This window comes from Chitinivorax sp. B, from assembly GCF_005503445.1.
Taxonomy (GTDB): Bacteria; Pseudomonadota; Gammaproteobacteria; order Burkholderiales; family SCOH01; genus Chitinivorax.
Map to the genome: position 1 here is coordinate 87,616 of NZ_SCOH01000002.1, position 26,886 is coordinate 114,501.

25 protein-coding genes are annotated in these 26,886 nt (G+C 52.5%); 5 read left to right on the plus strand and 20 right to left on the minus strand.

Features of this window, described 5'->3' with window-relative positions:
* Positions 1-119 precede the first annotated feature (119 nt).
* From malG to edd, 8 genes are all read right to left on the minus strand, one after another.
* Positions 120-1,010: a maltose ABC transporter permease MalG gene (malG, locus tag FFS57_RS01830; protein WP_137936048.1), complete on the minus strand. Its 891-nt coding sequence runs from the start codon at positions 1,008-1,010 to the stop codon at positions 120-122.
* Positions 1,011-1,050: 40 nt separating this feature from the next.
* Positions 1,051-2,580 carry a maltose ABC transporter permease MalF gene (gene malF / locus FFS57_RS01835; RefSeq protein ID WP_137936195.1) on the minus strand — a complete coding sequence of 510 codons (1,530 nt, stop codon included), beginning with the start codon at positions 2,578-2,580 and terminating at the stop codon, positions 1,051-1,053.
* 253 nt (positions 2,581-2,833) lie between these two features.
* Positions 2,834-4,030, minus strand: coding sequence for a maltose/maltodextrin ABC transporter substrate-binding protein MalE (malE, locus tag FFS57_RS01840; protein ID WP_137936049.1), 1,197 nt, complete (start codon positions 4,028-4,030; stop codon positions 2,834-2,836).
* A gap of 103 nt (positions 4,031-4,133) precedes the next feature.
* Positions 4,134-5,264 (minus strand): ABC transporter ATP-binding protein, encoded by a 1,131-nt coding sequence (locus FFS57_RS01845; RefSeq protein ID WP_137936050.1) that lies wholly within the window; start codon positions 5,262-5,264, stop codon positions 4,134-4,136.
* 33 nt (positions 5,265-5,297) lie between these two features.
* Entirely contained in the window at positions 5,298-6,920 is a 1,623-nt protein-coding gene (locus FFS57_RS01850; RefSeq protein ID WP_137936051.1) for an alpha-glucosidase, read from the minus strand.
* Positions 6,921-7,074: 154 nt separating this feature from the next.
* Complete coding sequence (locus FFS57_RS01855; RefSeq protein WP_137936052.1) at positions 7,075-8,253, minus strand: maltoporin; 1,179 nt, start codon at positions 8,251-8,253, stop codon at positions 7,075-7,077.
* Between the two features lie 179 nt (positions 8,254-8,432).
* On the minus strand, positions 8,433-9,056 hold the full coding sequence (locus tag FFS57_RS01860; protein ID WP_137936053.1) for a bifunctional 4-hydroxy-2-oxoglutarate aldolase/2-dehydro-3-deoxy-phosphogluconate aldolase: 624 nt from the start codon (positions 9,054-9,056) through the stop codon (positions 8,433-8,435).
* A 68-nt stretch (positions 9,057-9,124) separates the two neighbouring features.
* Complete coding sequence (edd, locus tag FFS57_RS01865; protein WP_137936054.1) at positions 9,125-10,945, minus strand: phosphogluconate dehydratase; 1,821 nt, start codon at positions 10,943-10,945, stop codon at positions 9,125-9,127.
* 606 nt (positions 10,946-11,551) lie between these two features.
* On the opposite strand from edd, the gene zwf reads away from it, so the two are divergent.
* The 5 genes from zwf (at position 11,552) to pgi (ending at position 17,429) form a co-directional block, all read left to right on the plus strand.
* A complete protein-coding gene (gene zwf, locus FFS57_RS01870) occupies positions 11,552-12,952 on the plus strand; it encodes a glucose-6-phosphate dehydrogenase (protein ID WP_249383847.1) in 1,401 nt (466 codons plus the stop codon).
* Positions 12,952-13,644 (plus strand): 6-phosphogluconolactonase, encoded by a 693-nt coding sequence (gene pgl / locus FFS57_RS01875; RefSeq protein ID WP_137936056.1) that lies wholly within the window; start codon positions 12,952-12,954, stop codon positions 13,642-13,644. The genes zwf and pgl overlap by 1 nt, the downstream gene beginning before the upstream one ends.
* Positions 13,625-14,608 carry a glucokinase gene (locus tag FFS57_RS01880; RefSeq protein WP_137936057.1) on the plus strand — a complete coding sequence of 328 codons (984 nt, stop codon included), beginning with the start codon at positions 13,625-13,627 and terminating at the stop codon, positions 14,606-14,608. Before pgl ends, FFS57_RS01880 begins: the two co-directional genes overlap by 20 nt.
* 114 nt (positions 14,609-14,722) lie before the next feature.
* Entirely contained in the window at positions 14,723-15,565 is an 843-nt protein-coding gene (gene hexR / locus FFS57_RS01885; protein WP_137936058.1) for a transcriptional regulator HexR, read from the plus strand.
* 217 nt (positions 15,566-15,782) lie between these two features.
* Entirely contained in the window at positions 15,783-17,429 is a 1,647-nt protein-coding gene (gene pgi / locus FFS57_RS01890; protein WP_137936059.1) for a glucose-6-phosphate isomerase, read from the plus strand.
* An 81-nt stretch (positions 17,430-17,510) separates the two neighbouring features.
* On the opposite strand, the gene FFS57_RS01895 is transcribed toward pgi, so the two are convergent.
* The 12 genes from FFS57_RS01895 to rfbB all read right to left on the minus strand — a co-directional run bounded on the left by FFS57_RS01895 (position 17,511) and on the right by rfbB (position 26,884).
* On the minus strand, positions 17,511-17,795 hold the full coding sequence (locus FFS57_RS01895; protein WP_137936060.1) for a GIY-YIG nuclease family protein: 285 nt from the start codon (positions 17,793-17,795) through the stop codon (positions 17,511-17,513).
* A 9-nt stretch (positions 17,796-17,804) separates the two neighbouring features.
* On the minus strand, positions 17,805-18,263 hold the full coding sequence (locus FFS57_RS01900; RefSeq protein ID WP_137936061.1) for a flavodoxin family protein: 459 nt from the start codon (positions 18,261-18,263) through the stop codon (positions 17,805-17,807).
* Positions 18,260-19,189, minus strand: coding sequence for a DUF1853 family protein (locus tag FFS57_RS01905; protein WP_137936062.1), 930 nt, complete (start codon positions 19,187-19,189; stop codon positions 18,260-18,262). Before FFS57_RS01905 ends, FFS57_RS01900 begins: the two co-directional genes overlap by 4 nt.
* A 2-nt stretch (positions 19,190-19,191) precedes the next feature.
* Positions 19,192-19,581 (minus strand): SMU1112c/YaeR family gloxylase I-like metalloprotein, encoded by a 390-nt coding sequence (gene gloA2, locus FFS57_RS01910; protein ID WP_137936063.1) that lies wholly within the window; start codon positions 19,579-19,581, stop codon positions 19,192-19,194.
* Positions 19,578-21,101: a 2-methylaconitate cis-trans isomerase PrpF gene (gene prpF, locus FFS57_RS01915; RefSeq protein WP_137936064.1), complete on the minus strand. Its 1,524-nt coding sequence runs from the start codon at positions 21,099-21,101 to the stop codon at positions 19,578-19,580. Before prpF ends, gloA2 begins: the two co-directional genes overlap by 4 nt.
* Before the next feature lie 146 nt (positions 21,102-21,247).
* Positions 21,248-21,601 carry a phage holin family protein gene (locus tag FFS57_RS01920; protein ID WP_249383848.1) on the minus strand — a complete coding sequence of 118 codons (354 nt, stop codon included), beginning with the start codon at positions 21,599-21,601 and terminating at the stop codon, positions 21,248-21,250.
* Positions 21,602-21,677: 76 nt separating this feature from the next.
* Positions 21,678-23,021, minus strand: a complete 1,344-nt coding sequence (gene miaB, locus FFS57_RS01925; protein ID WP_137936066.1) for a tRNA (N6-isopentenyl adenosine(37)-C2)-methylthiotransferase MiaB — start codon at positions 23,019-23,021, stop codon at positions 21,678-21,680.
* Between the two features lie 105 nt (positions 23,022-23,126).
* Complete coding sequence (locus FFS57_RS01930; RefSeq protein ID WP_171013510.1) at positions 23,127-23,354, minus strand: hypothetical protein; 228 nt, start codon at positions 23,352-23,354, stop codon at positions 23,127-23,129.
* A gap of 74 nt (positions 23,355-23,428) precedes the next feature.
* Entirely contained in the window at positions 23,429-24,337 is a 909-nt protein-coding gene (gene rfbD, locus FFS57_RS01935; protein WP_137936068.1) for a dTDP-4-dehydrorhamnose reductase, read from the minus strand.
* Positions 24,334-24,879 (minus strand): dTDP-4-dehydrorhamnose 3,5-epimerase, encoded by a 546-nt coding sequence (rfbC, locus tag FFS57_RS01940; protein WP_137936069.1) that lies wholly within the window; start codon positions 24,877-24,879, stop codon positions 24,334-24,336. The genes rfbD and rfbC overlap by 4 nt, the downstream gene beginning before the upstream one ends.
* A complete protein-coding gene (gene rfbA / locus FFS57_RS01945; RefSeq protein WP_137936070.1) occupies positions 24,879-25,754 on the minus strand; it encodes a glucose-1-phosphate thymidylyltransferase RfbA in 876 nt (291 codons plus the stop codon). Before rfbA ends, rfbC begins: the two co-directional genes overlap by 1 nt.
* 74 nt (positions 25,755-25,828) lie before the next feature.
* Positions 25,829-26,884, minus strand: coding sequence for a dTDP-glucose 4,6-dehydratase (rfbB, locus tag FFS57_RS01950; protein ID WP_137936071.1), 1,056 nt, complete (start codon positions 26,882-26,884; stop codon positions 25,829-25,831).
* Between the last annotated feature and the right edge of the window lie 2 nt (positions 26,885-26,886).

The following is a 26,886-nucleotide window of genomic DNA, read 5'->3' on the forward strand; positions in this document are numbered from 1 at the left end:
CTCCTCAAATCATGTGATTGTGTTGGTGTTGTTATTGTTTGCCCCTGCCGAGTAATCGCTGTGGCAGGTTATGGGTGAAAACCTGCACAGCTTCGTTCATCTATTGGATTGGATGTTTCTTAACCTTTCACCCCGCCAGCAGTCAGACCCGAGATCATCCATTTCTGGGCGATCAGGAATACCACGGTGATGGGCAAGCCAGACAGAATTGCGGCAGCGGCAAAATCGCCCCACATATACTTTTGCGGGTAAAGGAACATTTTGGAACCGACAGCAAGTGTCAGGTTTTCCTGTTGATGCAACAGAACTGACGCCACCGGGTATTCGATAATGGCGTTGATGAAAGCCAGCAGAAAGACCACCATCAAAATAGGTAGCGCCATCGGCAGCAGCACCAATCTGAAGGCTTGCCATGGGGTAGCACCATCTACTTTGGCTGCTTCTTCTATTTCGGCTGGAATGGTGTCGTAATAGCCCTTGATGGTCCAAACGTGCATGGCAATACCACCAGCGTAAGCCAGTACCAAGCTACCATGGCTATCAATGCCCAACCAGGGAATGTAAGTACCGATCTGGTCGAAAATGGCAAAGATCGCCACCAGCGCCAAAACTGCAGGGAACATCTGCATCAGCAGCATGGCTGTCATGGTCTGATTCTTGAACGGGAACTTCATCCGCGCAAAGGCAAATGCACAAGTAGTCGACAGCAGCAGTGTGACTACTGCGGACATTGTGGCCACTTTAATTGAGTTCCATAGCCAACGCATGACCGGAAATGGCGGCTGAACGAGACTGCCATCCGGCCCCTGGTAGGAAATACCCAATGCCAGCTTCCAGTGCTCGAAGCTGATGGTTTCCGGAATGATGCTACCGGCGGCAAAATTACCCGGTCGCAAGCTGATCGACAGAATCATCACAAACGGGAACATGATCAGTGCGATGAAGGCGATAATACCAATATGCGCCACCACCACCCGCCAGCGATGCGATTTATCCAATACAACAGCCATGTTTGATACTCCCTATCCTTGACTCTGATGCCCGGCCCGTTTAACGAGTTTCAGTCTGGTTCACCTTGGTCAGGCGCAAATTAGCCAACGACAATGCTGCCACCAAAATGAAAATAACCGTGGAAATTGCTGCTGCCAGGCCAAAATTCTGGCCGGAATCCTCAAAGGCAATCCGGTAGGTGTAGGACACCAGCAAATCGGTTGTCCCCGCGGGCACTTTGGTATCCAGGAAATCTGGACGGCCTGATGTCAACAAGCTGATCAACACAAAGTTGTTGAAATTGAAAGCGAAAGCAGAAATCAACAATGGGGTGATCGGCTTGACGATCAACGGCACGGTGATTTTGAAGAAGTTGGTCAACGGCCCAGCCCCGGCAATCGCAGAAGCCTCATACAAATCGGACGGAATCGCCTTGATCAACCCCATACACAACACCATCATGTATGGATAACCTAGCCAGGTGTTTACGATCAAGATCATCACCTTGGCAAGGAATGGGTCGGAGAACCAAGCCGGCTTGATACCGAACAAGGCATCCAGAATCATATTGATTTCACCGAAGCTCTGGTTGAACAGGCCTTTGAACACCAAAATCGAGATAAAACCCGGTACTGCATAAGGCAGGAACAACATGGTACGGTACAAGCCACGGAAACGAAGTGCTTCCCAGTTCAGTACGACCGCCAACACAATACCCACACCCAGCGTGAATACCACGGTCAAACCCGAGAACACCACCGTCCACAAGAAGATACGGGCAAATGGCTCTTGGAAGGCTGGGTCCGTGAAGATACGTGTAAAATTGGCAAAACCGACATTCACTTTGAAGCCAGGCTGCACCTGCTCACCTTTGGTATTCTCGTAGAAGCCGGTAGTGAAATTGGGACGAAGGATGTCATTGGTTTCCTGATTCACCAACGCGCCATCTGGGTTTTGCACATACAACTTGTGAACCGGCGCAAACTCGCGCAATCCGGACATGGACGCCTGCTTGCCACCTGGCATAGCGACTGAAATGGCCTTTAACGCAGCCTGCAGCTTGATTAATTCACGCAATTGCACTGCATCGCCCAAGACGATCTTGGCCTGATCAAAAGGCTGCATTTCCAGCTTCAGCGGTTCGACTTTTTTCAACGCCAATGCATTACTGACAAAGACATCACCCTTCTGGCTATCTTCCAGGCGAATGCGATAAGCCTCACCATCGGCATGCAACGAAAATGCGAAACTGTCACCCTCTGCCCGATAGGTTTCATCCATCAGGTACTGGGTGGCACGATCGAACGTCAGCAGGTTTTTGGAGCTGTAATTGGTGAAGCCAATGGCGATGGTGTACACCAGTGGCAACAATACAAAGACTGCAATCCCTGCCAAACCGGGGAACAAATAACGGTAGGCATACGCACGTGGCGACATGTACACATAAGCCGCCAGGCAAATCACGGCCAATACAGCCAATGCAAGAACCGGCTGGCCAGCGGTATACACCATCACTACGCCATAGAGCGCAGCCAGCAGCATTGCTACCAACGCACCCTTACCGATCAAGACTCCTAACGACCTACCCATATACCCTCTCACTACCTTTTGACGACCCGAAGGCCGAGCCAGCTCATCCCGCTGACCAGGGGGAATATCCTGCAAGCGCATGGTTTGTCACCCATCTGTCAGGCGCCTCCGCTGTGGGGCGTGGCACTGCGCCATGCTTGTTATACGGGCCATTGACCGGCCTCTGCGCGAACACCTGTGGCATTCGCATTACCTACCGTGAAAACCCGCCGCTGGCCTAAACCAGACAGCGGGTCGATCACTACGTGATTACTTATTTGCTGACGATCCGTTTGGCGGCTGCGTCCAAGCCTTCCTTCACACTTTGGCGGCCTTGTGTCACGTTCTGTAACGTGGAGTTCATCGACGACCAGAAGCGCCCCATTTCCGGATTATTCGGCATTGGTGCACCGGCTTGTGCAGAAGCCATGGTGGCCTGAATATTCGGGTTGGCCTTCAATTCGTTGAACAAGGCCTTGTTCGCAGGGGTGCCCAGTGGCACATCTGCATTACATGTTTTCAAACCAGCCATGCTCAACATGTGGTTTTCAATGAACTCGACTGCCAGATCCTTATTGGGTGAAGCACGGTTGATCATGGCACCCAGTACGCCGACAAATGGTGCAGCCTTCTTGCCATCTACAGTCGGGATTGGGGCAACACCGAAATTCAGCTTGGATTTTTCCAAGTTATCCCACGCCCATGGACCGTTGATCATCATGGCGATCTTGCCCTGATTCACACCCGCTTCCATGTCTGCATAGCTGGCACCCTTTGGCATGGCACCTGCCGTGATCAGCTTCATGATGGCTTCCGCACCCTTGACGGCACCTGCAGTATTCACACCGGTATCATTGGCATCGTAGGTACCATCAGCCTTGGCCTTGAAGGCATAACCGCCACCAGCGGCCAGCAGGGGCCAGGAGAAGTAGGTATTGGTGTAGTCCCACAGAATGGCACGCTTGCCTTGTTTCTGCAGTTCCTTATCCAGTTTCAACACATCATCAAAGGATTTTGGCGGAGTTTTAACCAGATCCTTGTTGTAGATCAGCGCAATTGCTTCGATCGACATCGGGTAACCATAAGTCTTGCCACCCACAGTGAAGGCTTTCCATGCCAACGGGTCAATCTCGCCCTGAATCTTCTTGGATGGCTTCAGATCAACAATCAGGCCGGACTGGATCCACTCGCCAATGCGGTCATGCGGCCAAATCCAAATGTCAGGGCCTTTACCAGCTGCGGCGGCTTGCTGAAATTTGCTCGGCGCATCTTCCGGATGCTCGACTGTGACCTGAACGCCCGTCTTCTTGGCAAATTCTTCACCGACCTTTTGCAGGCCGTTGTAGCACTTGTCTCCGTTGATCCAGACCAACAGCTTGCCCTGCTCGGCTGCCTGGGCAGTACCGGCAAAGGCGAAGGCAACGGCGGCTGCCGCTACTGCATATTTCATCTTGTCACCTGCTGAGGACATTTACATCTCCTTCTACGTTTTTGGCCCCAAAGCGGGGTGGTGGTGTCTGCCAAATTTACATTGATACCTGACGCGCTTTGCCCAACACGTCGTTGATCCGCTTTCAAGCGACTTTTTCTTGTGCAGTTTCACTCGTTTCGATCGTGCGCTTGCAAGCCAGGCCTTTGTCGTCGAACAGGTAACAATGCTGTTCAGGTAGACCAAGCGTGATCGTTTCACCACGCATCGCACGGTTATCTGGCGCAGCACGAGCAACCAGATGGTCGTCCGCGCCCGCCACATCGATATACAAATAGGTCACGTCCCCCAAGTGTTCAGCCACTTGAAGTTTGCCGTGCAATACGTTGTCACCCAACACACCATCAGCCACAACGTGCTCAGGGCGAATACCCACCGTCACTTTGCTGCCGGTTGGCAAGTGGGATGCATCCACTGCCACACGAATCACATCACCACTGTGCAATTTCACACGGGCCGTCTTATAGTCAGCCGATACCAGTTCGGCCGGTGCGAAGTTCATTTTCGGCGAGCCGATAAAACCAGCTACAAACAGGTTACAAGGATGGTTGTATAACTCGATGGGGTGGCCAACCTGTTCAACCTTACCTGCACTCAGCACAACGATCCGATCCGCCAGTGTCATCGCTTCCACCTGATCATGTGTGACATAAATCATGGTGGTTGCCAATTCACGATGTAGTTTGGCGATCTCGATACGCATCTGCACACGCAAAGCTGCATCCAAATTGGAAAGCGGCTCATCGAATAGAAACACATTGGGCTTGCGGACAATGGCGCGGCCAATAGCCACCCGTTGACGTTGCCCACCCGACAAGGCCTTGGGTTTACGTGCCAACAGGTGTTCGATTTGCAGAATCTTGGCGGCGCGTTCCACAGCCGCATTCATCTCTTGCTTGCTTGCCCCTGCCAGTTTCAGACCAAACGCCATGTTCTCAGCCACAGTCATGTGCGGATACAGCGCATAGCTCTGGAACACCATCGCTATACCGCGCTTGGCAGGCGGAATGTCGTTGCACAACTGACCACCGATGTATAACTCACCCGCCGTGATGTCCTCCAAACCGGCAATGGTGCGCAACAAAGTTGACTTACCACAGCCAGATGGCCCGACAAACACAACGAACTCGCCATCTTTGATGTTCAAATCAATGCCGTGCAATGTTTCAATATCGCCATACGCCTTGCGAATACCCTTGAGAATTACTTCAGCCATGTCGTCTGCCTCTAGATTACGATCCGCGTCTACTCAGGTGCGGTTGATGTGTCCGTAGAATGCCGAGTAAGCAGGCAATTCAATTGATCTGCCGTCAATGCGGCTGGTAAAGCCATGTCCTTCAATTGGCGCCAACGTCATGTCGGCCGGTATGGCCACATGCTGTGGCTGTGCACTGAAATTGAAACAGACCAGCAAAGCGTTACCGCCCTGGTTACGTTCAAAAGCCAATACCTCTGGCTGTGTCTCGACAAAGCGAATTGCGCCATCCAGTAACAAAGGTTGCGTCTTGCGCCATCTCAGGAAAGCACGGAAGAAATGCAAAGGCGATGTTGCATCCTTCTCTTGCACGTCAACAGCACGGGCCCGGTGCTCACTTGGTACAGGTAACCATGGGGATACTGTTGAGAACCCACCATTGTCCGCAGACTGTTGCCAAGGCATCGGCGTGCGACAACCATCACGGCCTTTGAATTCGGGCCAGAATGTAATACCGTAGGGATCTTGTAACAGCTCAAACGGAATATTCGCTTCAGTCAGTGCCAATTCTTCACCTTGATACAGACAGACACTGCCACGCAAGCTGGTTTCCATAGCCAGCAACATCTTGGACAGATCGGTATTGGTTTCGCCTTTGCCCCAGCGAGTCATCACGCGTTGCACGTCATGATTACCAATCGACCAACACCCCCAGCCATCACCAATTTTGGCTTCCAGCTCTTCAACCTGCTTACGAATATACGCCGGCGAACCATCCTGCGTCAGTAAGTTGAAGCTATAGGCCATGTGCAACTTGTCACCGCCATTGGTGTAGGCCGCCATCACGGTGAGTGAATCGTCGTCACCCACTTCCCCTACACTGGCAGCACCGTACTCATCCAGCAAAGCACGTACACGCTGCAGGAACGCCAGATTTTCAGGCTGAGTCTTGTCATATAGATGGCGCTGGAAGCCATAAGGATTCTCAGCTGACACGGTCATGCTGTCCCGATTGGCAGCAGGTGGGTTGTTACGCAGTTGCTTATCGTGGAAATGGAAATTACAGGCGTCGAACCGGAACCCATCCACACCACGAGCCAACCAAAAACGGATGGTTGCTAGAATGGCATCCTGTACATCTGGATTGTGGAAGTTCAGATCCGGTTGGCTTTGCAGAAAGTTGTGTAGATAGTACTGTTTCCGTCTGGCATCCCACTGCCAGGCGGAACCGCCAAATACCGACAGCCAATTGGTCGGTGGTGTGCCATCCGGGTTGGCATCTGCCCACACATACCAGTCTGCCTTCGGATTAGTGCGGCTCTGGCGGCATTCCTTGAACCAGGGGTGCTGATCGGCCGTGTGCGACAACACCTGGTCTATCACCACCTTCAGCCCCAAGGCATGTGCCGTAGCAATCAAACGGTCAAAATCAGCCAAATTGCCAAACAACGGGTCGACATCACAGTAATCCGATACGTCGTAACCGAAATCCTTCATCGGCGATTTGAAGAACGGCGAAATCCAGATGGCATCGACACCGAGGCTTGCCACATAAGGCAATTTCTCGACGATGCCGGGCAAATCACCCACGCCATCATTATTGCTGTCTGCGAAGCTGCGAGGGTAGATCTGATAGATCACCCCCCCGCGCCACCAATTTTTACCTGCCTGTGTCATTTTTATATGCCTTCATGCAATCCGATATGCCCGTGGCACAGGCACATTGCATTGCAGAAAGAAAAAATGCGGCGAACGGGCGGAGATCAATACCCGCCGCCGCTAACCCTCTGGGAGGAGCTTAAGAAGGAAACTTGCTTAACTTAAATTCGGCTTACCACCAAGCTTCGGTCTGGATGCCGTAGGACGTGCCATTGGTCTTGTCCTTGAACACGTCGCCACCGGCTACACCTTCCTTGTTCCACTTCGCGTAGGTAACAAAGGCACGGATGGTTGGACGGGACCAGTAGCTCTTGCCAGCAGAAATCTGCGGTGCAATGGTAACCTTCCATAGATTGCGAGTATCACCAGCATTTGGCTTCACACGGTCGTAACCAACTTCTGACGCCAAGCTGAACAGCTCATTGAAGTGGTAGACCGGGCGCACACCTGCTGTAAACCATCTATCACCATCCTTGACCTTGGTGTAACCCAAGAGGCCTTCACCATCCAGGTTGCCAACATTGAAGAAGAAGCGGTCCAGAACACGCCACTTGCTCTTGTCGTTAGCCCCTGGGTAGGAAGAACCATCCAGTTCGATGTTCTTGTTTGCATACTGAACAATGAACTTGTTCCAACTATCACCTAATGGCAAATTGTGCTGCACAGTCACGGATGTACCGTTCTTGTTGCCATCACCATTATTGTCAACGTTGTTCTTTGAACCGAAATTCAAACCCAAGTCCAATGTACCAGCTGTACCCAAACCAATGGCTTCCAGACGCATATCGTGGGTCGTCTGGGAAATCTTGCTGTTCTTGCTGTCAGCGCGACGGATATAGGCATAAGAAAACTTACCGAATCCCAGATCAATATCTTCAATACCACCGCCAGGACCTGAGTTGTTCCAGTAGAAGAAGTCGTTCAGGTGAACATCGTTACGTTTGTAGTAACGCTTACCTGCCCAGATCTTCGCAGTAGCCAACGCACCTTCACCAAAGCCACCAACCTCAGTCCAAGTCTGACGCCATGACGGATCAGCCTGTTCCCAGTCACCATCTGCTGGCACCGAGAAAGCAGCCATCGTATGGAGCTTGAAGTACGCACTACCTTGCGCCGATTTGTACAAATCGGCATCGAAAGCCAACTCGCCATAGGTTTCGCATTCGTTACCCAGCCGATACTTCGACGGCGCGCCATCCAATTGGAAACAAACCTGCTTGCCCCCTTTAGAGCTGCTACCTGCGCCAGAACGTAGATAGCCGTGGAAATCAACACCAGCAGCAAAAGATTGTGCCGCAAGCGCAGCAGAAACAGCAGCTACGGACAACGCGATTTTAAATTTTTGATTCATGTCACCCTCCGAAAGTTGAAAGGACGACTGGCGCCTCACGCAGCCAATCGTCTAGAAAAACGGTAAACATTTATTCTTGTTATGCCCCTGCCGTTTTTCATTCTTCGCCTTCTTTTTTAACTCCCCCTGTAGCGGGACGCCTCCTTTCATCAGTGAGTGCGTTTTGTTTTTATAGTTGTTTATCCACGTAACGCGGCTGCTTCCCGCGCCAGTTTAGTAATTGCCTCCCAATCCCCACCTTCAAGCAGGGTCTTAGGTGTCAGCCATGAACCACCCACGCAAGCAACATTTGGCAAGGACAAGAACTCTGGGGCAGACGCCAGCGAGATACCACCGGTTGGGCAAAACATGATGTCTGCAAAGGGTCCACCGAGCGCCTTCAGCATCCCAACCCCACCAGCCTGTTGTGCCGGGAACAGCTTCAGGCGACTAAAACCAGCATCGCGCGCGCGCATGACATCAGACGGGGTCATTACGCCAGGCAGCAATGGCACGCTGGTGTGCTTACTGGCTTCGGCCAACGAATCGGTCAAGCCGGGGCTGACCAGAAACTGTGCACCGGCTTCAACCGCTGAATTCAACTCGCCAGGGTTGGTAACTGTGCCAGCACCAACAATGGCATCCGGTACCGCTTCACGCATCAGACTGATCGCCTCCAGGGCAATAGGCGAACGCAAGGTGACTTCCAATACACGAATGCCGCCAGCCACCAGCGCCTTGGCCAAGGGCACGGCATGATCAATGCGCTCAACGACAATGACCGGCATCACCGGCGAACTGTGCATGATCGCGAGAATATCCATTGGTCGTTTATCCTGGTTGATTACTCACGGCGGCGAAGCCACCACATTACCGCCATCAAGCGGCGGCTTTACTCCATAAAACCGAAGCTCATTCCACCCAATTCAGCACCCGTAGCCGCTGCGCGGAAGGCACCAAACAGTTCTCGCCCCATACCGAAACCGTTTGCAGTCAGGTCAGGTCGTGCAACATCACGAGCAAGCCATTCTGCCTCCGATACATCTACCCGGAGTACACTTTGCTCGGCATCCAGAAGGACAAGGTCACCATTGCGTACTTTGGCCAACGGACCGCCCGCAACACACTCGGGTGTTACATGAATAGCAGCCGGCACCTTGCCAGACGCACCGGACATCCGGCCATCGGTCACCAATGCAACCTTGAAGCCTTTGTCCTGAAGATTCGCCAAGGTCGGGGTCAGTTTGTGCAGTTCCGGCATACCGTTTGCACGAGGACCTTGGAAACGAATGACAGCAACAAAATCCCGCTCCAGTTCGCCACGCTTGTATGCAGCCAACAACTCATCCTGGCCATCAAACACCATGGCTGGCGCATGAACAACACGGTTTTGCGGCTTCACGGCCGATACCTTGATCACGGAACGACCCAGATTTCCTTGTAACAACTTCAAACCACCATCTACCGAGAATGGTGCATCAGCCTTACGCAGCACATCGGCATCCAGACTATCGACAGGCGCATCACGCCAAGTCAGTTCGCCATCCAGCAGGAACGGTTCTTGTGTATAACGACGAAGGCCTCGACCCAGCACTGTCATCACGTCCTCGTGCATCAGACCTGCATCCAGCAACTCGCGAATCAGGAACCCCATGCCGCCTGCCGCATGGAAGTGATTCACATCCGCGGAGCCATTGGGGTAGATACGGGCCAACAGCGGTACTACCGCAGACAGCTCGTCAAAATCGGTCCAATCGATCACGATACCGGCTGCACGGGCAATCGCAATCAGATGAATGGTGTGGTTGGTTGAACCGCCTGTTGCCAGCAAGCCAACAATTGCGTTGACGATCACTTTTTCGTCAACAATATCTGCTACTGCAATATATTGATCGCCCAGTGCCGTGATTCTGGCAGCCTGACGGGCGGCTTCCCGGGTCAAGGCTTCGCGCAATGGTGTACCAGGGGTGACAAATGCCGCGCCAGGCAAATGTAGGCCCATTACTTCCATCAGCATCTGATTGGAATTGGCTGTGCCATAGAACGTACAGGTCCCGATGCCATGATAGGCCTTGGACTCTGCTTCCAGCAGCTCGTCACGCGACAGCTTGCCGGCCGCATGTAATTGGCGAATCCGCGCTTTTTCATCATTTGACAGGCCGGATGTCATTGGGCCAGCAGGCACAAACACCGTCGGAAGATGGCCAAACTGCAAAGCACCGATCAACAGACCCGGCACAATCTTGTCGCACACGCCCAGGCACAAGGTGGCATCAAACATGTTGTGGGATAGCGCAATAGCTGTCGACATGGCAATCACGTCACGCGAAAACAGCGACAGCTCCATACCTGGCTGCCCTTGAGTCACGCCATCGCACATCGCTGGCACACCACCAGCAAACTGTGCAGTTGCCCCAACTTCACGAGCAGCTTCTTTGATCCAGACAGGAAAAGCCTCAAAGGGCTGATGCGCCGACAACATGTCGTTGTAGGCAGAAACAATAGCCAAGTTGGCCTTGCGGATTTCACGCAACAGAATCTTGTCGCCAGTCGGTGCTGCTGCAAAACCGTGTGCCAGATTGGTGCACGAAAGATGCCCACGTAGTGGCCCCTGGCCACGAGCGCTAGCCACCCGTTGCATATACGCTCCGCGCAGTGTCGCGCTACGGGCCTGGACTCTTGCAGTGACTTCGGCAACTCTTTGATTCAGCATGCTTTACTCGACTCTGGCAATTTCATTACATACCAGCAGACTTGCTGGCACGGCAATGGTAGTTTTCCTACAATCCAAATGCAAGCTCTATTTTTAGTTTTGCTACATTCCCATGCACCACAATAACGACAAAACACATATTAAATTGATTTCAAACAATTTAATGAAGTTCAATATTGCACCATCATGTAATGATACTACGTAGCACACCGCATTTTCTTTGCACTTTTCAATATCGCTGTAGTAATCTTACATTCAAATCTATAGACCGATTACGAGTTGAGGCGCAACCCGAAAACAGATCAAACAGAACGATGTGATGAATGACCCAAATAACAGTTTGTTCTGTAAGGCCTCAGGGTCATTCATACCCAATGCTGGATCAGCATCTGGTTTGCACCTCCTCTGCCCGATCTCCGACGCCTTATCGACGTATTCATACACCGACCCGCGGCGCCACGCCCCACAAGTGTGCCAAGGATTCAGGATGGACCCCAATGCGCCTGTTGACCTTACTCACAGCGCACGAGACAGAAGAAAGGATAAGCTGTGGCTGCGGTGCAAACGTTTGACATGATTTTGTTCGGTGGGACTGGTGATTTGGTAATGCGTAAGTTGTTACCCGCGCTTTACCACCAACATCGCGACGGACAGATGGGTGAAGGTTCGCGCATCATTGGTGTGGCACGTAGCAACCTGAGTAGTGATGACTACATTGCCACAGCTGAGAAACACTGTGCTCAATATCTCGGTGCTGCATTCGACAAGCAGGTCTGGGCCAGCTTTGCACAGCGTCTTGCCTATCAACGTGTAGATGCGCAGAACCCAACACACTTTGCCGATCTGGCAACAGTGCTGGATAGCTTTAGAGAACGCATCCGTGTCTATTACCTGTCAACGGCCCCCAGCTTGTTTACCGCCACTTGTGAGAATCTGGCCAATGCCGGTCTGGTGACACCCAACTCCCGAGTGGTACTGGAAAAACCGCTTGGCCATGATTTGGCTTCATCCCAAGCGATCAACGACGCAGTGGGCCGTTTCTTTGCAGAAAATCAGATTTACCGCATTGACCATTATCTAGGCAAAGAACCTGTACAGAATCTGCTCGCACTAAGGTTTGGCAATGCACTGTTCGAACCCTTGTGGCGCCGCGAATGGGTGCGGGATGTGCAAATTACCGTTGCGGAACAGATTGGCGTGGAATCGCGTGGCGATTTCTATGACAAGACTGGCGCACTGCGCGACATGGTGCAAAACCACCTGTTGCAACTGCTGTGCATTGTCGCCATGGAGCCGCCGTCCAGCATTGACTCTAACGCGGTCCGCGACGAAAAACTAAAGGTACTGCGTGCGCTGAAGCCATTCACACCCAATGATGTAGTCGCCAAAACCGTTCGCGGCCAGTACCGTGCCGGTGCTGCTGCAGGACAACCGGTACCAGGCTATCTGGATGAGCAGGAAATTCCATCCGACAGCCGCACTGAAACCTTTGTCGCCATCAAGGCAGAAATCGACACCTGGCGTTGGGCAGGTGTACCGTTCTTCCTGCGTACGGGCAAGCGTATGCAGGAAAAAGTTGCGGAAATCGTGATCAACTTCCGCGATGTGCCCCATTCCATTTTTGGCATGCCTGCGGGCCACGGGTTCAATCGTTTGGTAATCCGCATGCAGCCTGAAGAGTCGATGAAGTTGTATTTACTGGCCAAGCAGCCTGGCGATGCAATGAACCTGGGGCAGGTCCATCTCAACCTGGATTTTGAAGAAACCTTCAAAACCCGTCGCCTGGAAGCTTATGAACGCCTGTTGATGGACGCTGTACGTGGCAAACTGACCTTGTTTGTACGTCGTGACGAACAGGAAGCCGCTTGGCGTTGGGTCGAACCCATCATCGACGCCTGGGAGCAAAGTACCGAAAAACCCAAGACCTACACCGCCGGTACCTGGGGCCCGGCGGCTTCCAGCGCGCTGTTGTCACGTGATGGTTTAGCCTGGCATGAGGAAGTGTAATGGCTGTCATTGAACATTTATTTGACTCCCCCAGCGAACTGGACCAAGCACTGGCGACACGTGTTGGCAACGTTCTGCGGGATGCTGTCGCTGTTCGCGGTCAAGCCAGCTTGGCGGTATCCGGTGGGCGTACACCACTCGGCTTTTTCAAAGCATTGTCGCAAGCGGCACTTCCCTGGTCGCAGATTACCATTACATTGGTTGACGAACGCTGGGTTGGCGCAGATCACAGCGACAGCAATGCAAAATTGGTGCAGGACAATCTGCTACAACACGCCGCCAGTGTGGCGCGATTCATCCCGATGAAGAACGCCGAGCCCAGCCCGGAAGCTGGGTTGAGCGCGCTGACACAAGCCTATGCAGCAGCACCATTCCCCTTTGACGCAATCATTCTTGGTATGGGGGATGATGGACACACAGCATCCCTGTTCCCGGATGCGGATGAGTTGGCGCATGGCCTGAGCAGCCAGGCTTTATTGTGTACAGTCAACCCCAAGCATGCCCCGCACCCTCGGATGTCACTCACTGCGCACAGCATCAGCCAAGCTCGCCATCTATTCCTGCACATCAGTGGCGCCAAGAAGCGCGAGGTGTTTGATCAGGCACAGCAAGCCGGTCCAATTGAAGCATTGCCGATCCGATTCGCCATTCAGCAAAACAAGGTACCTTTACATGTCTATTGGACAGCCTGACAGCTTTCCTCGCCTGCTGGGCGATATTGGCGGCACCAATGCCCGCTTTGCCATTCAACTGGTTGAAAATGGCCAGTTCGAACACATTCAAACCCTGGCCTGCGCAGATTACCCTACGCCATTAGAGGCTATTGAGCACTATCTGGCACAGACCGGCACGCAACGCCCGCGTTGGGCTGCCGTGGGTATAGCCAATCCGGTGACCGGTGACCTCGTCAAGATGACCAATCACCATTGGTCATTCTCAATCGAGGCACTACGTAGCAAATTGCAGTTGGACAAGCTACTGGTGTTGAACGACTTCACCACATTGGCTTTGTCATTACCCGCATTGGCGAAGACCGATCTAGTACAGATTGGTGGCGGACTGCCGGTTGAACACGCACCGATCGCGTTACTGGGTGCCGGCACCGGCCTCGGCGTATCAGGATTGGTCCCTTACCCCGGCGGTTATGCACCGCTGGAAGGCGAAGGTGGTCACGTTACCTTACCGGCATTCAATGATCGGGAATCCGCCATCGTCAACCTGATCCGCCGTGATTTCCCACATGTATCGGCAGAGCGCGTATTGTCTGGACTGGGGCTGCCAATACTGTACCACGCCATTGCCCAACTGCATGACCTACCCAGTGAAGACCGGACACCTGCACAGATTACCGAACAAGGTATTGCCAACACCTGCCCCATCTGTACAGAAACACTGGCCACCTTCTGTGCCATGTTGGGCACGGTAGCAGCAGATCTGGCGCTAACACTGGGTGCAAGAGGCGGGGTGTTCATTGGGGGGGGGATCGTACCCAAACTGGGGGCTTACTTTGAACAATCCCCTTTCCGCACACGGTTTGAACAAAAGGGTCGTTTTGAAACGTATTTGCGTGGCATCCCTACCTTTGTGATCCATGCCAAATACCCGGCGCTGACAGGTGCAGCACGCGCACTGCAATCAGCTTCTGCCAACAACTGATGATCCATTGGCGGCCAGCCCAGCTGGCCTGCTGACTACCTGCCCTTGGCAGGGGTGTACCCACAACCATAACGGCTGATCGACAGCCGACTCAAGCGAAAGAAGGGCTGATACATGCTGAACAAAATTCAGGAAGTGCTGGACAGTCTCTCCAAATCGGAACGAAAAGTCGCCGAACTGGTACTGGCCCAGCCCAACATGGTCGCCAGCGCCCCAATTGCCACGATTGCCGATCAGGCAGGTGTCAGCCAGCCCACCGTGATCCGTTTCTGCCGGAGTCTGGACTGCAATGGCCTGCAGGACTTCAAGCTTCGATTGACGAAAAGCCTGGTATCTGGCGTGCCTTATGTGCATCAGTCAGTCATGTCAGGTGATAGTCCACACGACCTGATCGCCAAGGTTTTTGACAATTGCGTCTCAAGCCTGCTCCGCACACGCAATGAGATGAATCCAGATTCGCTGCAACAGGCAGTAGGCATTCTGGCCAGTGCCAACAAGATTGAGTTCTACGGTTTAGGTAACTCTGGCATTATTGCCGCCGATGCCCAGCACAAGTTCTTCAGGTTGGGTGTCCCCACCGTGTCCTATTCCGATCCACACATCCACGGTATGGCAGCGACCATGTTGCAGCCGGGTGATGCTGTGGTAGCCATTTCCAATACCGGTCGTACTGCGGACTTGATCCGAAGTGTGCAGATTGCCCGAGAAGTAGGTGCCAAAGTGGTTGGCATTACCCGTAGCAACTCACCCTTGGCCCAGTACTGCCATGTTGCATTGTATGCCGATACCCCTGAAGACCCGGATATCTATACACCGATGGTGGCGCGAATCGTTCATCTGGCGATCATTGATGCACTGGCGGTAGGCGTATCGCTACGCCGTGGGCCCGAGCTGATCAGGCAGCTGGAGCAGGTCAAACGCATCCTGAAGGAAAAGCGCGTACGCGGCTTTGAGTAAATCAGGTGCCACAAGCGCCTGGGCATGACTGGAAACCGGGGTACACCGGTTCCATCAACACAACCTGACAGCAGGGTGACAAAACGCTGCCGCTAGCAAGCAGACCTTGGTCAGCGCTTGCCTTGCGGGATTCGAATGTAATTATAATTTCTGCCTGTATCGGTGCCATTTGGCTTGGCATGCCGATTTCCGGGCTGAAATCTGCACGGGAATCACGATGTCCAGCCTTACCCAATCTCCAGCTTGGCTTGCGCTGCAGGCCCATTTCGAGCAAACCCGGCATTTGCATCTACGCGAGTTGTTTCAACACGACCCTGGGCGGGCGGAACGGATGTCAATCGAGGTATGCGACATGCTGCTCGATTACTCCAAAAACCGTGTCACCGATCAAACCCAGCGCCTACTGATTGATCTCGCCAAGCAGGAAAACCTACCCCAGAAGATCGCCGCCATGTTTTCTGGCGAAAAGATCAACGTCACAGAGAACCGTGCTGTGTTGCATACCGCCCTACGTAACCGCGCGAATACGCCAGTTTACGTGGATGGTGACGATGTAATGCCCAAGGTCAATACAGTGCTGACCCGGATTGGTAGCTTCTGCGACCGGGTTCGTCATGGCGAATGGTTGGGTTACACGGGCCAGCCGATTACCGATATTGTCAACATTGGTATCGGGGGGTCTGACCTTGGTCCATTGATGGTATGCGAAGCGCTGAAAACCTATGGTCACCCGCGCCTCAACATGCATTTCGTGTCAAATGTGGATGGTGCACAGATCGCCGATGTCCTTCGCAAGTGCCATACGGCCACGACCTTGTTCGTGATTGAGTCAAAGACATTTACCACTTCCGAAACACTCACCAATGCGCATACCGCGCGTAACTGGTTCTTACGATCCTCTCGTGACGAGAAGGCGATTGCCAAACATTTCGTGGCAGTATCGACCAATGCCAAGGCCGTCTCCGAATTCGGGATCGATACCAACAACATGTTCGAATTCTGGAACTGGGTCGGTGGCCGTTATTCACTGTGGTCGGCTATTGGCTTGCCGATCGCACTGTTGCTGGGTAAAGAACACTTCCAGGCATTGCTGACCGGTGCACACATGATGGATCAGCACTTCCGCAATGCACCGCTGGAAAAGAACATGCCGGTCATTCTGGCACTGCTGGGTATCTGGTATGGCAACTTCCACGGCGCAGCCAGCCAGGTGATTGCACCCTATAACCAGAGCCTTCATCGCTTGCCTGCATACATGCAACAGTTGGATATGGAGTCGAACGGAAAATCAGTCCGGATGGATGGTAAACGGGTGGATTACCAGACCAGCGGTGTGATCTGGGGTGAAACAGGCATCAACGGCCAACATGCCTACTTTCAGATGCTGCACCAAGGTTCGCAACTGATCCCGATCGATTTCATTGCATCCATCGAGAACCCCAGCACGTTACCCGATCACCATCAGATATTACTGGCCAATTTCTTTGCCCAAGCAGAAGCTTTCATGCGTGGCAAGACTGAAGCAGAAGTGCGCACCGAATTATTGGCGCAAGGTATCGATGGCGAAAACGCAGAACGACTGTTGCCGCACAAGATTTTTGAAGGTAATCGTCCTTCCAACACACTGTTGCTACATCGGCTCGATCCTAAAACCCTGGGTGCATTGATTGCCTTGTATGAACACAAGATTTTTACTCAAGGGGTAATTTGGGGTATCAACAGCTTTGACCAGTGGGGCGTGGAGCTTGGCAAGCAATTGGCCACCACCATCCATGGGGAACTGATGAATCCGTTGCCTGCCCAACATCATGACAGCTCAACCAACCGGCTGATCAACTACTTCAAGCAGCGTGCGAAATCCTGACCCTGTCGTATCCAAAAGCCTTGTTCATACAATACCGTAGGAAACGACGGGCATTTCACGGCGAATGAGGGTGCGGACTCCTCATTCGCCTTTTTGTGAACCTATCATCAGTAGCACCAGTTTCTGTGCCCTGGGCAGACGCTTGATGGCGATCTCTCGTTTCAATGCTTGGCTTTTCCCTTCGACCAGCTCCACGTATGCCAGATTCACAGGTAAGTGGCTGCGCGTATAACGAGCGCCGGTGCCTTGAACATGTTCGTTAATTCGCTTCGCCAAGTTATTGGTCACCCCGGTATACAATGAATCATCGCCACAACGCAGTATATACACCACCCATTGCCCAGGTGGAAAAGCGTCCATATCCATCAAATCCGCCTAAAACAAACCACAACTCAACCCGGCTGCAAGCGTTGCACCCAGCTCTTCACAGGCTCGCAAGGCATCCGCTGTCAGTTCACCTTTGCAGATGATCGGCTCTGCAACCCGTTGTAGCGGATACCCCCTCGCAATTCGTTCAATCGCAGCCAATGCGCCCGTACCGTCATTTCCTGCACTGATGAACACCGCAAATGGCAGCCCCTCCACCAAACCTTGTGCCGGGTAATAGGTGCGATCAAGAAAATCCTTCAACGCACCAGACATATACCCAAAATTCTCAGGTGTCCCCATCAAGATAGCATCACACCACAACAGGTCATCCAATCCAGCCTGCAAAGCGGGCAGCACACGCCATTCAACCTCATCGGCAAAAGCCATTGCACCACGCCGTGCACTTTCCGCCATCATGAAAGTTCGCCCACTCTGACTGGCGTACACAATCAGTAAATGTTTCATGATATGGGTTTGGAAGAATCTGCAGCAAAAGCTGGCCAACTGGATGGCACAATAAAGCCGCGACTACGTTCCTGCCAGTCGCGATATGACATTTGTACTAGTTCGGCAATCAGCATTGGCCGTGGATGGGTACTGAAACGCTGGGCTAATATGGCATGTAAGGTCTGCGTGTCATATGTTGTCACTTGGTGTTGCGTAACCGTTGCGACCCAATTCACTTTGGGCAGAATTGCATATTGGCAAGTGGGATTGAGCCAGTCGGGGCGCTCTGAGGGCCGCCAATACACCCACCAACCATTGGGATGCAACCATTGACCCGCTTGCCAGTCGTGCCAAGCATAGAATAACCAGCCTTTCAGCCAAGCCAATGCCTGCCCCGGCCGTACCGGCATCATTGCCAACGCCTCAGGCTGAGCCGACATTGGCAATTGATGTGTTTGCAACCGCTGTAACTTCAAATCCAGACGATCGGCAGGATTGGGTCCCACCAGGGATGTCGGGCCATTACCCGTTTGCAGGAACAACTTGAAAGCGCACTCAACGTGGCTCAAACCGAATTCAGGTAATTGGGCCAGAAAATCCAGCTCGCCGATGGTGATCTGACCACGCTTGATCAGCAGATGTTGGGCAATCAGACCAAATCCAGGCGCATGCTCAAACAAGTAAGCCAGCAGCGCTTCCACATAGTAGCCCAGCCGACCTACCACAAACGGGGCGACATGAGCATGCAAAGTCTGTGGTGAAGCATCTTGTACCTGCAACCACGTCGCCAGCACTTCACCACATCGGGCATACCATGCATCAGTCAAACAGGCATCACATGAGTTGACCGGCACTGCAGAAGCCAGACCTGGCGCGGTAGCCAACCATGCCAGATTGCGCACATGCAGGTCGCCCAGCGTGGTCGGCAATCCAGTCGTATGCATGCTTAGTCCTCGTACAACTCCAATGGCAATCCGTCGGGGTCCTGAAAGAAAGCAAAACGCCGCTTGGTCAGCTCATCCACCCGTACTGGTTCAACCTCCACGCTATATGCCCTGAGGTGGGCCAACGCTGCATCCAGATTCGCTACCCGCAATGCCAAATGTCGGAGGCCACAGGCTTCTGGCCGGGTTGGTCGGGCCGGTGGCGAAGGAAAGGAGAATAGTTCAAGCTGGACGCCATCCGGCAGTGCCAGATCCAGCTTCCATGACTCGCGTTCTGCACGCCAGGTTTCAGCGATCACCCGCAGCCCCAACACAACGGTATAGAAGTAACGCGAACGCGAATAATCACTACAAATCAACGCAACGTGATGTAACCCACCTAACCCAATCATGCCTCTTCACCAGCTTTAACCTTGGGTTTACGACGGCGACGGCGACGTGATTTGGCAGGCTTTCCTTCACCATCGACGAATTCAGCTGCTGTGGCATTACCTTGGGTCTGGCCGACGACGGAAGACGATGTAGCGACGGGTGTGGTAATTACTTCGCTAGTGACGACCACCGAACCGGCTCCCAAGGTTGGGGGAGTTGTATGTACCGAAGGCTCTGGCATCACTTTGGCGGCTTTCTTGGTCTTACCCTTAGTACGCGTCTTATCCTTGATTTTATCTTTTGCTTTACCCAATTTGTCGGGCTTCGAATCCACCCAGACATTTGGCTCACTGGACGCAGGTGCCTGAGGTGGCGCTGGCGCCAATTCCGGGGGCATCGGAATCAGGACACTACCCTCCATCAAACGGCGGGCACTACGATGCATCACCACTTTACTGACAGTCCATTCCGTCCCCTTACCTTGCACATCTGCAGCCATTTCAGTCACGCCTGACGGCTGCCCGAAACGCAAAGTCCGGCTGGCATCCAACGCCTTGCCAATGGTCTGTGATACGACAGTGCCCGGGATATATGCCGCAACAGTCAATGCAATAGCGCCGGTACCGGTATAAGCATGATGCAATTTACCCATCGAGACAATGCGTGCCGACAAGTCATAGTCTGCCTTGCTGACCGCCTTGCCACTGGATGAAACAAAGTCGGCAGGTTTGGCCAGAAAACTGATCTTGGGTGTTGCTGGGCGGTTAGTCGTCGCGTCTTCCACTGTTGCAGCCAACCCCATCGCGACTGCAGCATGGGCTCGAATGGTCTCCAGCTTGCTGAGCAACGCCACCTGATGATTCACCTCTACCTGATTTTCCAAACCAGTCAAACCAAGATCTTTAGCTTTGACAAATACTGTCGGGTTACCAGCATCAATCAACGTCACCTTGATCTTGCCAATCCCTGCCAGCTCCAACGTATCGGTTTTATTGCCTGTCGGGAACAATTTACCGACACTCCCACCAGCCGGATCAAGAAACTCCAACTTGATATCGGCACCCGGAAAGGCCACACCATCAAACTGAAAATCCTGCTCGACAACCGGCTGACCATACTTGACCGGTACATAAGCCACAATCAGCTTATTGATGTTGGCCTGCCAGATGCGGATGGTGGTGATGCCTTCTTCTGCCGTGACCAATTTTTCTTCAATTGCGAATGGCCCGACAGCAGCGGTCAAATTGCCACAATTACCAGAAAAATCGATCAAACCATCTTCAATGGAAACATGCCCAAACAGGTAATCCACATCAGCATCATCACGACTGGAAACGCTCACCAACACCACTTTACTGGTACTGGAAGTACCACCACCGACACCATCGATCTGCTTGCCATATGGGTCCGGACTACCAATGGCGCGCAACAGAATGCGGTTGGCCATGGCCGGATCAGCCGGTAACGTGTCAGCACGGAAGAACAGTCCTTTGCTGGTACCACCTCGCATCAGGGCTGCTGGAATTTTGAGTTGATTCATCGATCACTTAACAGGCATGGCTTACGCCAATACCGAGAATTCATCACATGTTAGCCACTCGACGCCGAGGCGGAACAGGCTAACGCACAGAATATTTTTCCAAGGTAGGGTACAGGCTCCCAATACCCTTCCAGCTCATACCCCGGTCAATTTGATTTATCGTCACCCAACAACATCAAGCTGGCGAGCCAGGACAGCACACCATACAACAAGGCGCCCCAGAATGCAGCACCAAAGCCAGATACATGGAAACCTTTGACTACATAGGATACCAACCAGAACAACAATGCATTCAGCACTAAGCTGAACAGCCCCAGTGTCAATACAGTGATCGGTAAGGTCAGCAATTTGAGAATCGGGCGGACAAAGGTATTGATCAGGCCCAGTGCCAATGCCACGATCAGAGCCCGCACCAATCCATCAATATAGATGCCGGGCACCAATTGCGTCACCAGCAACAGGCACACCGCATTGATTAGCCAGACAGCGAACAGTTTCAAGATAGCAGGCCTTCCGTGAGTTGAGCCCGCCAGGGGGAAAACGAATTGGCAGGCTGGGCACCATGCCCAGCCGCTATTATGCCTCGACCGTCTCGGTTGTGACGACCTCACCGCGCAAACTATGTGACATAGCTTCGGTAATACGAACATCGACAAAATGACCGATCAAACGTGGATTACCAACAAAATTCACCATGCGATTATTGTCGGTACGACCTGCCAGTTCTTTTTCATCTTTGCGGGATGGCCGTTCCACCAATACACGTTGGATAGTTCCAACCATACGTTGAGAGATATCACTTGCCATGTCTTCAATACGCTTTTGCAGACGCATCAGTCGTTTGAGTTTGATGTCCTGTGGCGTGTCGTCAAGCAGTTCCGCCGCTGGAGTACCAGGACGGCGACTGTAGACGAATGAAAATGACGTATCAAAACCCACATCCTCAATCAGCTTCATAGTGGCCTCAAAGTCGGCTTCCGTCTCCCCTGGGAAACCAACAATGAAGTCGGAGCTCAGGCTCAGATCAGGTCGTGCGGCACGCAATTTTCGGATGACTGATTTGTATTCCAGCACCGTGTAGCCACGCTTCATGTTCATCAACACCCGATCGGAGCCTGCCTGTACGGGCAGATGCAAATGAGATACCAGCTTTGGTAGCGTGGCATAGCAATCAATCACCCGTTGAGTCATTTCTTTGGGATGGCTGGTGGTATAGCGGATACGCTCAATACCTGGCATTTCATGTACAACCTCCAGCAATAACGCAAAGTCGGCAATCTCGCCATCAGCCATCGGCCCACGATAGGCATTGACGTTCTGTCCAAGCAGCGTGACTTCCTTAACCCCTTGTTGGGCCAAACCCGCAATCTCGGTCAAGATATCTTCAAACGGTCGGGAAACCTCCTCGCCACGGGTATAAGGCACGACACAGAAGCTACAGTATTTAGAGCAACCTTCCATGATTGACACGAAAGCCGTCGCACCATCAACCTTGGCAGGCGGCAAGTAATCAAACTTTTCGACTTCAGGAAATGAAATATCAACTTGGGCGTGACCACTATGCTTACACTCAGCAATCAATTCCGGCAGTCGGTGCAACGTTTGCGGGCCAAACACCACGTCTACATAAGGTGCACGTTTGACGATGGTATCGCCCTCTTGACTCGCGACACAGCCCCCTACCCCAATGACCAGATTAGGATTCTGCTGCTTCAAATGCTTGATGCGGCCCAGGTCAGAGAATACCTTTTCCTGCGCCTTTTCACGTACCGAACAGGTATTGAACAGGATGACATCTGCTTCTTCCGGATTGTCTGTCTTGATCATACCTTCAGACGCATTCATTACATCCACCATTTTGTCCGAGTCATACTCGTTCATCTGGCAGCCGAAGGTCTTGATAAAAATTTTCTTGGTCATTTGGAATAATACCGGCGTTCCGCGAAATCGGCGGAAGATATCACAAAAAGCACCTAATTTTCAATCAGATAAGGTGTAAGCTGCTGTTATAAACCAGCTACCAAGCTAAGTCGCCGGTTCCAAGTCTTCCAGTAAATGCTCCATTTCCTTTTCACGCTCCGTTGCATGCTTGGCAAACCAGCGCACCCGAGCACAAGGATAGGTCTGCCCGATTGGCACATAAATCTCTTCGACCATGCCTTTGCGACGGTCAAAAAAACGGGCGACCTCCGGAGGAAATGACTGCAGTCTGGCAGGAATAATTCGAACGATTTGTTTTTCTTTAACTTGCATGCGAGAAGGCAGCGTCAAGCTGACAATACGAACCAACACTATTCTACTTTAGTCTTTTGCAGGCCACTCGCCAATCAGTTCACAACCAAACCAGCCAACACTTGTTGCAGTGAGAAATGCCAATCCGGCAATGTCAGATGGAAAGTTTCCTGCAATTTCTGGTTGGACATCACTGAATACGGTGAACGCTTGGCCGGTACCGGATACTCGTTGGACGGGATGGGTAACAACGTGGCCAGCCGTTTGTTTTCCCAGCCCGGCAGCAGATGCAGCCCATCCAGAATTGCCGAGGCATACCCAAACCAGCTGGTTTCACCCGCTGCAGTGAGGTGATAGATGCCCGATACATCAGCCAGACCATCACGATCCTGAGCCCAACGCTGAGCCACAATTTGTGCGGTCGCTTCTGCAACCAGTCGGCTCCAAGTTGGCGCGCCGATCTGATCAGCAACAATCTTCAGTTCTTCTCGTTCTTGTGCAAGGCGCATGATCGTCCGCATGAAGTTGCCACCTCGGGCGCCATACACCCAGCTGGTACGTAGGCATAGATGATGTGCACCAGATGCGGTCAAGGCCTGTTCACCTTCCAGCTTGGTTTGTCCATAGGCATTCAGTGGATTGGTAGCATCCGTTTCCAAATAAGGTGCTGCCTTGATGCCGTCAAACACATAGTCGGTGGAGTAATGGATCAACGTCGCACCCAATGTGCAGGCCTCTTCGGCCATCACTGCCGGTGCAATGGCATTGACGGCACGGGCAGTCACCAAATCGCTCTCCGCCTTATCCACAGCGGTATAGGCCGCAGGATTGACTATCAACGCAGGTTTGAAGGTACGTAATGCATCGCGCACTTGCCTGGCATTAGTCAAGTCAACCTCACGCCGACTCAATGCCACCACATGTCCCAGTGGCGCCAAGGTACGCGATAGCTCCCAGCCAACTTGCCCTTCCCTACCTGTAACCAGAATGGTTGGACGGTTCATGGATAGACCTCTGCTTGTGACAACACAATACCCTGACGATCTTTGGCTGACAAAGTTGGTTTATCGAGCAATGGCCAAGAGATTGCCAAGATCGGATCGTCCCAGGCTATGGCACGCTCAAACTCTGGGTACCAGTAGTCAGTGGTCTTGTAAAGAAACTCAGCCGTCTCGGACACCACCACAAAGCCATGAGCAAAGCCAGGTGGCACCCACATCATGCGTTTATTGTCAGCAGACAGGATTTCTCCCACCCATTGCCCAAATGTGGGCGAGCTGCGGCGAATATCCACAGCCACGTCGAACACTTCACCAGCCACCACCCGCACGAGCTTGCCTTGAGCATGTTGAATCTGGTAGTGCAAGCCGCGTAATACGCCTTTCGCAGATTTTGAATGGTTGTCCTGAACAAAGTCCAGCTTGATGCCCGTCAACTCATTGAACAAGCGGGTATTAAAACTCTCATAAAAGAAGCCACGCTCATCACCAAATACTTTCGGGACGATCAGTTTGACATCTGGAATTCTGGTATCAATCAACTGCATCAAAACACTTTCTCTTCCAGGATTCGCAACAGATATTGGCCATAACCGGTTTTAGATAAGGGCGCCGCCAAGCGGCGAACCTGCTCCGGGTCGATATAGCCCATACGGTAGGCGATTTCTTCTGGGCAGGCGACCTTTAGGCCTTGGCGCTTTTCCAAAGTCTGGATAAAAAGACTCGCTTCCAGTAACGACTCATGTGTACCTGTATCCAACCAAGCATGGCCACGCCCCATCGTAATCACATCCAGCTGATTGAGCTGCAGATACCGATTATTGACATCGGTTATCTCCAACTCACCTCTGGGCGATGGTCTGATGGATTTGGCGATTTCTATGACTTGGCGATCATAGAAATAGAGTCCCGTTACCGCATAACGGGATTTGGGTTGTTTGGGTTTTTCTTCCAGGCTGACGGCATGGCCGTTGTCGTCAAACTCCACCACACCATAACGCTCAGGGTCAGTCACTGGGTAAGCGAAGACGGTAGCACCATTCTCCTTGGCCGCGGCAGCTTGCAGGGGGGTCGCCAGGTCATGACCATAGAAAATATTGTCCCCCAGTACCAGAGCGCAACGATCATCACCAATAAAGGATTCACCAATGATGAAGGCCTGCGCCAAGCCATCCGGCGAGGGCTGCACTGCATAGGTAAACTGCATACCCCATTTATGACCATCTCCCAGGAGTTGCTGAAAACGCGGCGTATCCTGTGGCGTGGAAATCACCAAAACATCCCGAATACCAGCCAACATCAGCGTACTCAGCGGGTAATAGATCATTGGCTTATCGTAAATCGGCAACAACTGCTTCGACACAGCCTGCGTAATCGGATGTAGCCTTGTACCGGAGCCACCCGCCAGAATGATACCTTTCATCGCGACCTACCTTTCTGATCGACAGAGCATCGCCGATACCCCGCAGACAACATGAAATTCATAACCTTAGTTGTTCAACCATATTGCCGACTGACCCACTCTCGATATGTCCCGCTGGTGACATTGGCCACCCAGCCAGGGTGATCCAAATACCATTGCACCGTCTTGCGTATGCCAGTATCAAATGTTTCTGCCGGCGTCCAACCCAATTCCCTTTCAAGTTTATGCGCGTCAATGGCATACCGCCGGTCATGGCCTGGGCGATCTTTGACATAAGTAATCTGATCGACATAGGATTGCCCATCGGTACGAGGCTTCAATTCGTCCAGAATACGGCAGATCGTGGTGACCACCTCGATATTGGTCTTTTCGTTCCAACCACCAACGTTATACGTCTCCCCCAACACGCCGTCTGCCAGCACCGTGCGGATAGCCGAGCAATGATCAGTAACATACAACCAATCCCGCACATTCAAGCCATCACCATACACAGGTAACGGCTTGTCGCTCAGCGCATTCAGAATCATCAATGGGATCAGTTTCTCGGGGAAATGGTAAGGGCCATAATTATTGGAACAATTGGTCGTGAGGACCGGCAAACCATATGTATGATGATAAGCTCTGACCAAATGGTCAGATGCTGCTTTGGATGCCGAATAAGGACTGTTTGGCTCATAGCGGTGTTGCTCGGTAAACGGGGCATCGTCATGAGTCAACGAGCCGTATACTTCGTCAGTCGACACATGAAGGACGCGAAACGTTGCTTTAAACTCACTGCTCAGCGACATCCAATACGCCCGGATCGACTCCAGCAGATGAAAGGTGCCAACCACATTGGTCTGGATGAAGTCTTCAGGACCATGGATGGAACGATCCACATGACTCTCAGCTGCAAAGTTCAATACAGCCCGCGGCTGATAGGTCGCTAGCATTTGATCGACCAAAGCACGATCCCCGATATCGCCATGCACAAACACATGTCGTGCATCCCCTTTAAGAGATGCCAGATTATCCAGATTGCCCGCGTAGGTAAGTTTGTCGAGATTGAGTACTGGCTCGTCAGATTGAGCCAGCCAATTGAGAACGAAATTTGCGCCGATGAAGCCGGCGCCGCCTGTGACGAGAATCATGC

Bases quoted from the DNA above. Each gene is read 5' to 3' on its own strand.
- malG (WP_137936048.1), bottom strand. From the start codon at position 1,010: ATGGCTGTTGTATTGGATAAATCGCATCGCTGGCGGGTGGTGGTGGCG.
- malF (WP_137936195.1), bottom strand. From the start codon at position 2,580: ATGGGTAGGTCGTTAGGAGTCTTGATCGGTAAGGGTGCGTTGGTAGCA.
- malE (WP_137936049.1), bottom strand. From the start codon at position 4,030: ATGTCCTCAGCAGGTGACAAGATGAAATATGCAGTAGCGGCAGCCGCC.
- FFS57_RS01845 (WP_137936050.1), bottom strand. From the start codon at position 5,264: ATGGCTGAAGTAATTCTCAAGGGTATTCGCAAGGCGTATGGCGATATT.
- FFS57_RS01850 (WP_137936051.1), bottom strand. From the start codon at position 6,920: ATGACACAGGCAGGTAAAAATTGGTGGCGCGGGGGGGTGATCTATCAG.
- FFS57_RS01855 (WP_137936052.1), bottom strand. From the start codon at position 8,253: ATGAATCAAAAATTTAAAATCGCGTTGTCCGTAGCTGCTGTTTCTGCT.
- FFS57_RS01860 (WP_137936053.1), bottom strand. From the start codon at position 9,056: ATGGATATTCTCGCGATCATGCACAGTTCGCCGGTGATGCCGGTCATT.
- edd (WP_137936054.1), bottom strand. From the start codon at position 10,945: ATGCTGAATCAAAGAGTTGCCGAAGTCACTGCAAGAGTCCAGGCCCGT.
- zwf (WP_249383847.1), top strand. From the start codon at position 11,552: ATGCGTAAGTTGTTACCCGCGCTTTACCACCAACATCGCGACGGACAG.
- pgl (WP_137936056.1), top strand. From the start codon at position 12,952: ATGGCTGTCATTGAACATTTATTTGACTCCCCCAGCGAACTGGACCAA.
- FFS57_RS01880 (WP_137936057.1), top strand. From the start codon at position 13,625: ATGTCTATTGGACAGCCTGACAGCTTTCCTCGCCTGCTGGGCGATATT.
- hexR (WP_137936058.1), top strand. From the start codon at position 14,723: ATGCTGAACAAAATTCAGGAAGTGCTGGACAGTCTCTCCAAATCGGAA.
- pgi (WP_137936059.1), top strand. From the start codon at position 15,783: ATGTCCAGCCTTACCCAATCTCCAGCTTGGCTTGCGCTGCAGGCCCAT.
- FFS57_RS01895 (WP_137936060.1), bottom strand. From the start codon at position 17,795: ATGGATATGGACGCTTTTCCACCTGGGCAATGGGTGGTGTATATACTG.
- FFS57_RS01900 (WP_137936061.1), bottom strand. From the start codon at position 18,263: ATGAAACATTTACTGATTGTGTACGCCAGTCAGAGTGGGCGAACTTTC.
- FFS57_RS01905 (WP_137936062.1), bottom strand. From the start codon at position 19,189: ATGCATACGACTGGATTGCCGACCACGCTGGGCGACCTGCATGTGCGC.
- gloA2 (WP_137936063.1), bottom strand. From the start codon at position 19,581: ATGATTGGGTTAGGTGGGTTACATCACGTTGCGTTGATTTGTAGTGAT.
- prpF (WP_137936064.1), bottom strand. From the start codon at position 21,101: ATGAATCAACTCAAAATTCCAGCAGCCCTGATGCGAGGTGGTACCAGC.
- miaB (WP_137936066.1), bottom strand. From the start codon at position 23,021: ATGACCAAGAAAATTTTTATCAAGACCTTCGGCTGCCAGATGAACGAG.
- FFS57_RS01930 (WP_171013510.1), bottom strand. From the start codon at position 23,354: ATGCAAGTTAAAGAAAAACAAATCGTTCGAATTATTCCTGCCAGACTG.
- rfbD (WP_137936068.1), bottom strand. From the start codon at position 24,337: ATGAACCGTCCAACCATTCTGGTTACAGGTAGGGAAGGGCAAGTTGGC.
- rfbC (WP_137936069.1), bottom strand. From the start codon at position 24,879: ATGCAGTTGATTGATACCAGAATTCCAGATGTCAAACTGATCGTCCCG.
- rfbA (WP_137936070.1), bottom strand. From the start codon at position 25,754: ATGAAAGGTATCATTCTGGCGGGTGGCTCCGGTACAAGGCTACATCCG.
- rfbB (WP_137936071.1), bottom strand. From the start codon at position 26,884: ATGATTCTCGTCACAGGCGGCGCCGGCTTCATCGGCGCAAATTTCGTT.